Genomic DNA, 11762 nt, shown 5'->3' on the forward strand with positions numbered 1-11762 from the left:
GCATTAACCGAGCTGGCTTTTGCGGCCGGAGCCTTGGTGGCTTTCAATAGATGACGAACGGATGCAGTCGATGGAGACTCTCGCCAGCCGGCTTGATGCCGCAAGTGAAGCGTTTGCTGCAAACAACGCTGCCCAGCTCGCGCTGGCCGCCGAACTCCGGACCAGGCTGGCTGAGGCCGCGTTGGGCGGGCCGGAGAAGTCGCGGGAGCGCCATGTGGGGCGCGGGAAGCTGCTGCCCCGGGAGCGCATTGACCGGCTGCTGGATGATGGCAGCCCGTTCCTGGAGATCGCGCCGCTGGCAGCCAACGGCATGTACAACAACGACTCGCCGGGAGCCGGGGTTATTGCCGGCATCGGTCTGGTCCACGGCCGCCAGGTGCTGGTGATCTCCAACGACGCCACCGTCAAGGGCGGCACCTACTACCCGATGACCGTGAAGAAGCACCTCCGCGCCCAGGAGATAGCGCTGGAGAACCGGCTGCCGTGCATCTATCTGGTGGATTCGGGCGGGGCGTTCCTCCCGAAGCAGGACGAAGTTTTTCCCGACAAGGAGCATTTCGGCCGGATCTTCTTCAACCAGGCGAAGATGTCTGCCGCGAAGATCCCCCAGATCGCCTCGGTGATGGGCTCCTGCACGGCAGGCGGCGCTTACGTTCCGGCGATGAGCGATGAGACGGTGATCGTGCGGAACCAGGGCACTATCTTCCTGGGCGGTCCGCCTCTGGTGAAGGCTGCCATCGGGGAGATCGTCACGGCGGAGGAACTGGGCGGCGGTGACGTGCACTCGAAGATCTCCGGTGTCACCGACCACCTGGCGGAGAACGACGAGCATGCCCTGCAGATCGTCCGGGACATCGTCTCCACCCTGCCGAGGCCGGCTGCCCCTGCCTGGGATGTGGACACCGTCGTCGAGCCCCTCGCGGATCCGGAGGAGTTGTACGGCGCCGTCCCGACGGACGTCAACGCGCAGTACGACGTGCACGAGGTCATTGCCCGGCTGGTGGACGGCAGCAGGTTCCACGAGTTCAAGAAGGAGTACGGCACCACCCTGGTCACCGGCTTCGCCAGGCTGCACGGGCACCCGGTGGGGATCGTGGCCAACAACGGCGTGCTCTTCAGCGAGTCCTCGCTTAAAGGCGCGCACTTCATCGAACTCTGCGACCAGCGCGGCATTCCGCTTATTTTCCTGCAGAACATTTCCGGGTTCATGGTGGGCAAGGACTCCGAGCAGGGCGGCATTGCCAAAAACGGCGCCAAGATGGTCACCGCCGTCGCCACCGCCCGGGTGCCAAAGCTGACCGTCGTGATCGGCGGGTCCTTCGGGGCCGGCAACTACTCCATGTGCGGGCGGGCGTACTCGCCGCGCTTCCTGTGGATGTGGCCGGCAAGCCGCATCTCGGTGATGGGCGGGAACCAAGCCTCCGGCGTTCTCGCAACCGTCAAGCGTGAGCAGTACGAGGCCCGTGGCGAGGAATGGTCCGCAGAGGACGAGGAAGCCTTCAAGGCCCCGATCAAACAGCAATACGAGGACCAGGGCAGCCCGTACTATTCCAGCGCCCGCCTCTGGGACGACGGCGTGATCGACCCCGCGGATACCCGCACCGTCCTGGGACTGGCGCTCGACGTCGTCTCCCGCACCCCCCTGCCGGAGACCTCCTTCGGCCTTTTCCGGATGTGAGCCAGCCATGACCGTTTCCATGCCCGCCGTTCCTTCCGCAATCCGGCAGAAGCCGCTGTTCAGCACCGTGCTCGTCGCCAACCGCGGGGAGATCGCCTGCCGCGTCATCCGCACACTGCGTGCCCTGGGCATCCGCTCCGTTGCCGTCTACAGCGACGCCGACGCCGGGGCCCGCCACGTTCGCGAGGCTGACACCGCCGTGCGGATCGGCCCTGCCGCCGCAGGAGAAAGCTACCTGAGGATCGAGGCGATCCTCCAGGCCTGCCGCGACACCGGCGCCGAGGCAGTCCACCCCGGCTACGGCTTCCTCAGCGAGAACGTCGATTTTGCCCGCGCCCTCGAAGCCGCCGGCATCACCTTCATCGGCCCCGGCGTTGAGTCCCTGAACGTCATGGGCGACAAGATCCGGTCCAAGAACCACGTGGCCGGCTACGGAGTCCCCGTAGTTCCGGGCATCGCCGAACCGGGCATGACTGACGCGCAACTCATGGAGGCCGCGCCCGCCGTCGGGTTCCCGCTCCTGATCAAGCCGTCAGCGGGCGGCGGCGGCAAGGGCATGCACATCGTGGAGCGCCCCGAGGACCTCGAAGCCACGCTGGCCACCGCCCGCCGCGTCGCCGCGAGCGCCTTCGGCGATGACACCCTTTTCCTTGAACGGCTGGTCCGCACGCCGCGGCACATCGAGGTCCAGGTCCTGGCGGACAACCACGGCAACGTGATCCATCTTGGGGAGCGGGAATGCTCGCTGCAGCGCCGCCACCAAAAGGTGATTGAGGAAGCGCCGTCGCCGCTGCTGGAATCGCTGCACGACGGCGGGGCCACTCGGGCCCGGATCGGCGAGGCCGCCTGCCAGGCGGCCCGCAGCGTCCACTACAGCGGCGCGGGAACTGTGGAGTTCCTGGTCTCCGACGAGGCCCCTGACGAGTTCTTCTTTATGGAGATGAATACCCGCCTCCAGGTGGAGCACCCGGTGACCGAAATGGTCACCGGCGTTGACCTGGTCGAATGGCAGGTGCGGATCGCCGCCGGTGAGGCACTGACCGTCCGCCAGGCCGACGTCGAACTCAACGGGCACGCCGCGGAAGCCCGCGTCTACGCGGAAATCCCGGAGCGGAACTTCATGCCGTCCACCGGGACCGTGCTCCTGCTGGACGAAATGCCCCATCACGGAGCCGGCATGATCCGGGTGGATTCGGCACTGCTCGAGGGGCTCGAGATCTCCTCCAGCTACGATCCGATGATCTCCAAAGTCATCGCGTGGGGCCCGGACCGGACCGTTGCCCTGGATACGCTGGACGCGGCACTCGCCGGCTACACGGCCCTTGGCATCGACACGAATGTTGAGTACCTGAGGCTGCTGATCAACGACGCCGACGTCCGCGCCGGGCATCTCGATACCGGCCTGATCGAGCGCAAGATGCCGGCCTTCGCCTTCCGGCGGATTGACGACGCCGAACTGGTCGCGGCCGCCCTGTACGCCGTTGTGAGCGGGGAACAGGACGGAACGGGGACGCCACCCGGTCCGTGGCAGGCCGGCAACGGCTGGCGGATCGGCGGGCCGGCACCACGGCGGATCAGCCTGGGAACGCCCGACGGCGGCATCACAACAGTGAGTGTCACAGGCCGCGTGGCCGCTGGCCCGGTCCAGGTCTGTGTGGGTGACGGGCCCTGGCGGACGGCCTCGCTGCGACTGCCGGGCCGCGGGAGCCTGGTCCTTACCCTGGACGGCGAAACCACTGAGTATTCCCTGGCCCCGGTGACGTGGGGTTCCGGCAGCCCGGATCCGGATAACCTGCCCGCAGGAGTTCCCGCGGAACTGTTCCTCGGCAACGGAGGCTGGTCATGCCGGCTGGAGGCGCTGACGCGGGAGTCACGGCTTGTCCGGGTGCTCGCCGCCGTCGAGCGCGAGGAAGGCACCGCGGACCCGGAGGTGCGTTCGCCCATGCCCGGCACGGTGGTATCCGTTGCCGTCAGCAACGGCGACACCGTGGAAGCCGGCCAGGTTCTCCTCTCCGTGGAAGCCATGAAGATGGAACACCAGCTGGTGGCAGAGGTGGCCGGCACGGTCCATATCAGCATCAAGGCTGGTCAGCCGGTCAAAGCGGACCAGGTGCTGGCCACCATCCACCCGTCAACCACCGATTCAGACGCAGATTCACTTCAGGATTCCAACACGGAGTCGAACAACGATTCCAACGACACAGGCAAGGGAGCCTAGCCATGGCAGATTTTGAGCTCAGCGAGGAATACCAGGACCTCAGCGACACCGTCCGGGATTTCGCGGACAACGTGGTGGCGCCGGTCTCGGCCAAGCACGATGAGGAGCACAGCTTCCCGTACGAGGTGGTGTCCCAGATGGCGGACATGGGTCTGTTCGGGCTGCCGTTCCCGGAAGAGCACGGCGGGATGGGCGGGGACTACTTCGCTTTGGCACTCGCCCTCGAACAGCTTGGCCGGGTGGACCAGTCCGTGGCAATCACGCTGGAAGCAGGCGTCTCCCTCGGCGCAATGCCGGTGTACCGGTTCGGCACCGAGGCCCAGAAAGAGGAGTGGCTCCCGCTGCTGGCCTCGGGCAAGGCGCTCGCCGGCTTCGGACTCACGGAGCCGGAAGCAGGCTCTGACGCCGGCGGGACCAAAACCCACGCCCATCGTGAGAACGGCGACTGGGTGATCAACGGCAACAAGGAATTCATCACCAACTCCGGGACCGACATCACGCGTCTGGTCACGGTCACCGCGGTGACGGGTCAGAAGGAACGCAAGGATGGCAGCCTCAAGAAGCAGATTTCCACCATCCTGGTGCCCACCAAAACTGCGGGTTTCAGGGCGGAGAAGGCCTACAACAAAGTGGGCTGGAACGCCTCGGACACGCACCCGCTGACGCTCAAGGACGTCCGGGTGCCGGAAGCGAACCTGCTCGGTGCGGAGGGGAGGGGTTACGCGAATTTCCTTTCCATCCTGGACGAGGGTCGGATCGCCATCGCGGCTTTGGCGACGGGGGCGGCGCAGGGCTGTGTTGACCTGTCGGTGAAGTACGCCAAGGAACGCAGCGCGTTCGGCCATCACATCGGCAAGTACCAGGCCATCTCGTTCAAGATCGCCCGCATGCAGGCCCGGGCCCATACGGCCCGCCTGGCGTACTACGACGCCGCGTCGAGGATGCTGGCGGGAAAGCCGTTCAAGACGCAGGCGGCCATCGCTAAGATGGTCGCAGGCGAGGCGGCCATGGACAACGCGCGGGATGCCACCCAGGTATTCGGCGGCTATGGCTTCATCAACGAATTCACCGTGGCACGCCACTACCGCGACTCCAAGATCCTTGAAGTGGGGGAGGGCACCACGGAGGTCCAGCTGATGCTCATCGCCCGCGAACTCGGACTGTAACCAGCCCGCTGGTCGGGAATGCCACGCGGTGGTCGAGTCTGTTACCCGGTGGTCGAGCTGTAAAACGGTGGTCGAGCCTGTCGAGACCCTTGAAAGGACCAACGATGATCAACAAGGTTGTTGCCAGCGCCGAGGAAGCCATTGCGGACATTCCCGAAGGCGCGTCGCTCGCGGTGGGAGGGTTCGGCCTCTGCGGAATCCCGGTGGCCTTGATCGATGCCCTGCACCGGCACGGCACCAAGGACCTCGAGACCGTGAGCAACAACTGCGGCGTGGACGACTGGGGGCTGGGCGTCCTGCTCCGTGACGGCAGGATCCGGCGGACTGTCAGTTCCTACGTCGGCGAGAACAAGGAGTTCGCGCGCCAGTACCTGTCCGGTGAGCTTGAGGTGGTCCTCACCCCGCAGGGGACGCTGGCGGAAAAGCTCCGGGCCGGCGGCGCCGGGATTCCCGCTTTCTACACCAAGGCGGGGGTCGGCACGCAGGTGTCCGACGGCGGCCTGCCGCAGAAGTACGACGCCGACGGCGGCATCGCCATCGCCTCTTCCCCCAAGGAAGTGCGGACTTTCAACGGTGTGGACTACGTCCTGGAGGAATCCCTGACGCCCGACTTCGGGCTGGTCCACGCCTGGAAGGGTGACCGCCACGGCAACCTGGTTTTCCACGCCACCGCCATGAACTTCAACCCGCTCTGCGCCATGGCGGGAAAAATCACCATCGCCGAGGTGGAGGAGCTGGTGGAACCGGGGGAGCTGGACCCCGAACACGTCCACACTCCCGGCATCTTTGTCCAGCGTGTGGTGGTTGTGCCTGCCGGTGAGAAGCGGATCGAAAAGCGGACCGTCGCCCTTGCCCGGGCTGCCGGAACCGAAAGCGCCATCGAACAGGCAGGAGCGTAGCCATGGAGTCCAGCAGCACGCAGGGAGCGCCTCCCCGTCCCGAAGCCGTACGGCCCGAATACCGGCGTGCCACCGTCGGCCATCCGGAAGGCACCAATCCGGAGGCCAAAGGGTGGACGCGCAACGAACTGGCCGCCCGGGTGGCCCGGGAGCTCAGCAACGGGCAGTATGTCAACCTCGGCATCGGTATGCCCACGCTCATTCCCAACTACATCCCGGCAGGCGTCGAGGTGGTGCTCCACTCGGAGAACGGGATCCTGGGCGTGGGACCGTACCCCAGCGAGGACGCGGTGGATCCGGACCTCATCAACGCCGGCAAGGAAACCGTCACGGTTAACAAGGGGGCCGCGTTCTTCGACTCCGCCTCGTCGTTCGGCATGATCCGCGGCGGGCACGTGGACGTGGCTGTGCTCGGCGCCATGGAAGTGGCGCAGAACGGCGACCTGGCCAACTGGATGATCCCGGGCAAGATGGTCAAAGGCATGGGCGGGGCCATGGACCTGGTCTTCGGCGCCAAGAAGGTGATCGTGATGATGGAACACGTGGACCGCAACGGCAACCCCAAGATCGTGGAGCACTGCTCGCTGCCGCTGACCGGCAAAGCCTGCGTGGACCGGATCATCACCGACCTCGCCGTGATCGACGTCGTCACCGAAGGCGGGCGTTCCCGGTTGGTTCTCCGCGAACTGGCCCCCAACGTCTCCGTGGAGGACGTGGCCGCGGCCACCGGCGCCGAGCTGTTCGAAGAGGACCAGGAGCTCACCGTATGAGCGGGGCTTCGGCGGGCTCAACCTCCGACGGTCCGGGCGCAGCCGCCGAGGGCCCCCGCACCATTGAGCAGCGCGGCCTGTACTTTGACGAACTCGAAGAAGGCGTTGTCTACGCGCACCGGCCCGGCCGCACCGTGACCGAGGCGGACAACGTCCTGTTCACAACGCTCACCATGAACACCCAGGCCCTGCACCTCGATGCCGCCTGGAGCGCAGGGCAGCCGTTTGGCCAGCGGCTGGTCAACTCCATGTTCACGCTGTCCACCCTGGTGGGGCAGTCAGTATCGCAGCTCACCCAGGGCACCATCATTGCCCAGTTGGGCCTGACGGACGTCTCCTTCCCGCACCCGCTGTTCCACGGGGACACGCTCTACACCGAGACGGTGATCACCGGAAAACGGCTCTCGGGATCGCGACCCGGCCAGGGGATTGTGACTATGCAGCACACCGGCAGGAACCAGGACGGCACCGTGGTGGCGCTGGCCACACGGAGCTGCCTGATGTGGACCCGGGACGCCCATGTGGCGCAGTCTTCCGGACAAAACGTGCAGCCTGCGGGAGCTGAAAAGGGGAGCGTGCCGGGCCCCGAAAAGAGGACAATGTCCGTATGACATTTGTGATGGGTCCCGCCCTGCTCTTCTGCCCCGCCGACCGCCCGGAGCGCTTCCCCAAGGCCGCCCAACGCGCCGACGCTGTCATCGTGGACCTCGAGGACGCGGTGGCACCCGCGGACAAGCAGCGGGCGCGCGGCGCCATCCTGGCCCAGCTGGGCGCTGCCGGGGACGGGCCCGAACTTGACCCCAGCCGCACCATCATCAGGATCAATCCGGCGGGCACCGACGAGTTCGAGAAGGACCTGCACTGCCTGGCCCACACCCCGTACCGCACGGTGATGCTGGCCAAGACTGAGAGTGCGGCCCAGCTCGAAGCCCTGGCGGACTACCACGTCATCGCCCTGTGCGAGACCGCCGTCGGGGTCCTGAACGCGCCCGCCATCGCGGCGGCCCCCAACGTGGTGGCCCTGATGTGGGGCGCCGAGGACCTCCTGGCTTCCCTCAGCGGTACGTCCAGCAGAACGGACGACGGCGGCTACCGCGCCGTGGCGCTGCATGCCCGGTCCGCGGTGCTGCTCGCCGCCCGGGCTTTCGGGAAAGAAGCCGTGGACGCCGTGTACGTCAACATCCCGGACCTTGACGGGCTGGCGCTGGAAGCCGCTGATGCCGCAGCGTCAGGATTCGGCTCCAAAGCCTGCATCCATCCCACGCAGGCGGCCGTTGTACGGGGCGCCTATGCCCCGTCCGAGGCCGACGTCGCCGCCGCCACAGAACTGCTGCAGGTCGCCGCTGTTGCCGGATCCGGCGTGTTCCAGCACGGCGGCAAAATGATCGACGGCCCCATCCTCAAGCACGCCGAAGCCACCATCCGCCGGGCAGGCATCCGCTCCTAGGGCCACGACGGCAGGAATCACAAGAGCCCCGAATCATCAGGCACCGAATCATCAGGCACCGAATCACCGGGCACCGAATCACCGCCGCCGGCGGCGGGAACCGCCGAGCGAAAGCGGCGGGATGGCCTCATAGAGCGGCATCCGGACCCAGCGCTCGCCCGTCTCCCGGAACTCAGCCCTGGTGGCGAAACGGTACAGGTAGCTGTTGACACGCACCCAGCGCGGCGGATCGCCGTCGAACGGGTCGGCGCGGAGTAGCCGCAGCGTCCGCTGGTCCGCCTCCAGCAGTTTCGTGAGGAACGCGTAAAACCACTCCTCGTGGACGGTGCGCAACGGCAGGAACCACATCAACCAGTCCAGCCGCAGGTGGTACGGCGCGCACTGGCGAGGCAACCGGCGGAGATCCCCGGGTTTGCCCTTAAACTGATATTCGCGCCAGTCTGCTGAGTCCTCAGGTTCTTCGTCCAGCGTGCCTTCCACCACGATCTCGACGCGGTGCTTGGTCACGGTGCCAAACGCGCCGTACGTGTTGACCAGCTGCCAGCGGTTGAAGCTGGCATTCATCAGCTGCCCCTTGGAGAGCAGGTTGCGCACGGGCCAGTAGCTGAGGACTACCAGCAGCATTGTGGCCAGCAGGGTGATGGCAAGCCAGTACGGGGGATTGCCGAGGCTGCCTTCCTCAGGATCCCCGTCCAGCGGCAGGAACGGCAATACGGCGTGGGCCGCGGGGTCGCTGACCGCGGCGAAGGCCAGCACAATGGCCATCCAGTTCAGCCACGCGAAGTTGCCGCTGGCCACCAGCCACAGCTGGGTGAAGATGATGATTCCGGCGGCGGCGCTTGCCACGGGTTGCGGAGCGAACAGGAGGAACGGCACCACGAGCTGGGCGAAATGGTTCCCCAGGACCTCCAGTCGGTGGAAGGGTTTGGGCAGGAGATGAGCCTGGCGGCTCAGCGGCCCCGGCATCGGCTGCGTTTCATGGTGATAGTAGAGGGCGGTCAGGTCACGCCACTCCCGGCCGCCGCGGATCTTGATCATCCCGGCGCCGAACTCCAGCCGGAACACGAGCCAGGCCAACAGGATCAGGATGGTGCGCGGCGGCTCCGTCTGGTCCGAACCAAGGAAGGCCACCGTGAACCCGGCCTCCAGGAGCAGCATTTCCCAGCCGAAGCCATAAAACGTCTGCCCCACGTTGACGATCGACATGTAGAGCAGCCACAGGGCCAGAAATGCGATCAGCGGAACCCACGGCGGCCCAAGCTGGGGGATGCCGGCCGCCAGGAGGGCGGAAATTGCCAGTCCGGTGAGGCAGACACCACGCAGCAGCCGGTCCGAATAGCGCCAACGGAACAGCGTGGGCCGCCGGCGCGCGCTGAACCCCTCCAGATAGTCCGGAACCGGCAACAGGCCACGTTCGCCCAGCAGCGCAGGGAACTGGTTCAGGGAGGACAGGAACGCAACGAAGAACAGTGCCGCCACACCTCGCTGCAGCACTTGCCGGGCGAATCCGTACTCCGGCGCATCGAACCAGGAAACCCAGTCCACGCAATCCACGTTACGCCCGGCGTCGCTGTCCGCCCACTAGGATCGGATGGTGTTTGCATTGGTGCTCATTGCCGTCGTTGCAGGGGCACTGGCCCAGCGGCTGGCCGGCCTCGGATTCGGCCTTCTCGTCTCTCCCGTCCTGGTGGTGCTGCTCGGCCCCTTCGACGGCGTTATGATCATCAACCTGTGCGGCGCAGCCTCATCCCTCCTGATCCTTTCCAGGGTCTGGCGGCATGTGGAGTGGAAGCGCTACTTCGGACTGGCGCTCGCGGCCCTCGCAGGGGTAGTGCCGGGTGCCTGGTTGGCCAGCAACGTGGCCGAAGCGCCGCTGGAGATCTGCATCGGCATCCTCCTCATCATCGCCCTGCTGGCTTCGCAACGGCTGACCCGCAGCTCCTGGCGCGCCAGTGGCCCCGTTCCCATGGTCTCCCTCGGCTTCACCAGCGGACTGATGAACGCGGCAGCGGGCGTCGGCGGACCGGCCATCACCGCGTACGCCATTGCCACCCGGTGGGAGCAGAAGAGTTTCGGCGCCACCCTCCAGCCCTATTTCGTGACCACCGGACTGTCTTCCCTGGTGATCAAGTACGTACTATCCGGTGGACATGTTCCCGGCCTGGACGGCTGGCAATGGCTCAGCATCCTGGCCGCCATGGTGGCGGGAATCATCGCAGGCGATCTGCTGTCCGGCAAGGTCAAACCGGCTGCCGTGCGGCGGATCGTTGTGGCCATCGCCTACATCGGAGCCGTGTCCACGCTTGCCAAGGGTTTCATCGAGCTGGCGGCGGGCTGACCGGACCGCGGGCCACGTGCGGGCCGTGGTGCGGGATACTTAACCAATGCAGCCTCGCAGAATCGTCATCCTCGGATCCACCGGTTCCATCGGCACCCAGGCGATTGACGTCGTCGACGGCGCCCCGCACCTTTTTGAGGTAGTGGCGCTCAGTGCCGGCGGAGGGAACCTGCAGCTCCTGGCCCGCCAGGCCGTCCACACCGGTGCCGCCGCTGTGGGCATCGCTGCGGGGGATCCGCGCAAGCTGCGGGACCTGATCTCCGAGGCTGCCCGCCTCGCCGGGCGGCAGGACTACCGCCCCGAAATCATCGCCGGCCCGGATGCCTCGGCCCGCGTCGCCGCGGTAGACGCGGACGTAGTGCTCAACGGCATTACCGGCTCCATCGGGCTCGCCCCGACCCTCGCCGCCCTGAAATCAGGTGCAACGCTGGCGCTGGCCAACAAGGAATCGCTGATCGTCGGCGGAGCGCTCGTCAAGGCCGCCGCCCGCGAGGGACAGATCGTGCCGGTGGATTCCGAGCACTCAGCGATAGCGCAGTGCCTGCGCTCCGGCTCCGCGGCCGAAGTTGAGAAACTCATCCTGACGGCCTCCGGAGGGCCTTTCCGCGGCCGGACAAGAGAACAGCTCCACGACGTGACGCCGAAAGAGGCCCTGGCGCACCCCACGTGGGACATGGGGCTGATGGTCACCACCAACTCGGCCACGCTCGTCAACAAGGGCCTTGAGCTTATCGAGGCGCATCTGCTGTTCGACGTGCCGCTGGACCGGATCGACGTTGTGGTCCACCCGCAGTCGGTGGTCCACTCCATGGTCCAGTTCATTGACGGGTCCGTCATCGCCCAGGCGTCCCCGCCGGACATGCGCCTCCCCATTGCCTTAGGGCTGGGCTGGCCGGACAGGGTCCCCAAAGCGGCCTCCCCGTGTGACTGGACCAAAGCCACCAGCTGGACGTTCGAACCCCTGGACACCGTCGCTTTCCCGGCCGTGGACCTGGCCAAGGACGCCGCCAAGCAGGGGAGTACTTTTCCCGCCGTCTTCAACGCGGCAAACGAGGAAGCGGTCATGGCGTTCCACTCGGGACGCATCCGCTTCACCGAAATCGTGGACACCATCGATGCTGTCCTCAGCGAACATTCAGGATCCTCCGGGCTGACGCTTGAGTCGGTACTGGATGCTGAAGACTGGGCACGCACGCGCGCCCACGAACGTTTAGCAGTCAGCAGTCTCTAGGAAGCAGCAGATCCA

The 11762-nt window shown here is 66.3% G+C and carries 10 protein-coding genes; 9 read left to right on the plus strand and 1 reads right to left on the minus strand.

The window, feature by feature from the left end:
* Window positions 1–70: 70 nt before the first annotated feature.
* The 7 genes from CXR02_RS17175 (at window position 71) to CXR02_RS17205 (ending at window position 8178) form a co-directional block, all read left to right on the plus strand.
* The gene (locus tag CXR02_RS17175) at window positions 71–1678 is read left to right on the plus strand and encodes a carboxyl transferase domain-containing protein (protein WP_104063086.1); all 1608 of its coding nucleotides are present in this window, start codon (window positions 71–73) and stop codon (window positions 1676–1678) included.
* Between the two features lie 7 nt (window positions 1679–1685).
* A complete protein-coding gene (locus CXR02_RS17180; protein WP_104063087.1) occupies window positions 1686–3896 on the plus strand; it encodes a biotin carboxylase N-terminal domain-containing protein in 2211 nt (736 codons plus the stop codon).
* 2 nt (window positions 3897–3898) lie between these two features.
* The gene (locus tag CXR02_RS17185; RefSeq protein ID WP_104063088.1) at window positions 3899–5062 is read left to right on the plus strand and encodes an acyl-CoA dehydrogenase family protein; all 1164 of its coding nucleotides are present in this window, start codon (window positions 3899–3901) and stop codon (window positions 5060–5062) included.
* Window positions 5063–5166: 104 nt separating this feature from the next.
* Complete coding sequence (locus CXR02_RS17190) at window positions 5167–5961, plus strand: CoA transferase subunit A (RefSeq protein ID WP_104063089.1); 795 nt, start codon at window positions 5167–5169, stop codon at window positions 5959–5961.
* 2 nt (window positions 5962–5963) lie between these two features.
* Window positions 5964–6731 carry a CoA transferase subunit B gene (locus CXR02_RS17195; RefSeq protein ID WP_104063090.1) on the plus strand — a complete coding sequence of 256 codons (768 nt, stop codon included), beginning with the start codon at window positions 5964–5966 and terminating at the stop codon, window positions 6729–6731.
* Window positions 6728–7342, plus strand: coding sequence for a MaoC family dehydratase (locus tag CXR02_RS17200; protein WP_258061060.1), 615 nt, complete (start codon window positions 6728–6730; stop codon window positions 7340–7342). Before CXR02_RS17195 ends, CXR02_RS17200 begins: the two co-directional genes overlap by 4 nt.
* Complete coding sequence (locus tag CXR02_RS17205; protein WP_104063091.1) at window positions 7339–8178, plus strand: CoA ester lyase; 840 nt, start codon at window positions 7339–7341, stop codon at window positions 8176–8178. The genes CXR02_RS17200 and CXR02_RS17205 overlap by 4 nt, the downstream gene beginning before the upstream one ends.
* Window positions 8179–8256: 78 nt before the next feature.
* On the opposite strand, the gene CXR02_RS17210 is transcribed toward CXR02_RS17205, so the two are convergent.
* Window positions 8257–9723, minus strand: coding sequence for a lipase maturation factor family protein (locus tag CXR02_RS17210; protein ID WP_104063092.1), 1467 nt, complete (start codon window positions 9721–9723; stop codon window positions 8257–8259).
* A gap of 46 nt (window positions 9724–9769) precedes the next feature.
* Here CXR02_RS17210 and CXR02_RS17215 point away from each other — a divergent pair, with 46 nt between their 5' ends.
* Both CXR02_RS17215 and dxr read left to right on the plus strand, forming a co-directional pair.
* On the plus strand, window positions 9770–10516 hold the full coding sequence (locus CXR02_RS17215) for a sulfite exporter TauE/SafE family protein (protein ID WP_258061061.1): 747 nt from the start codon (window positions 9770–9772) through the stop codon (window positions 10514–10516).
* Window positions 10517–10562: 46 nt separating this feature from the next.
* Window positions 10563–11747 (plus strand): 1-deoxy-D-xylulose-5-phosphate reductoisomerase, encoded by a 1185-nt coding sequence (gene dxr / locus CXR02_RS17220; protein WP_104063093.1) that lies wholly within the window; start codon window positions 10563–10565, stop codon window positions 11745–11747.
* The last annotated feature ends 15 nt before the right edge of the window (window positions 11748–11762 follow it).

It is taken from the genome of Arthrobacter sp. 4R501 (genome assembly GCF_002929755.1).
GTDB lineage: Bacteria > Actinomycetota > Actinomycetes > Actinomycetales > Micrococcaceae > Arthrobacter.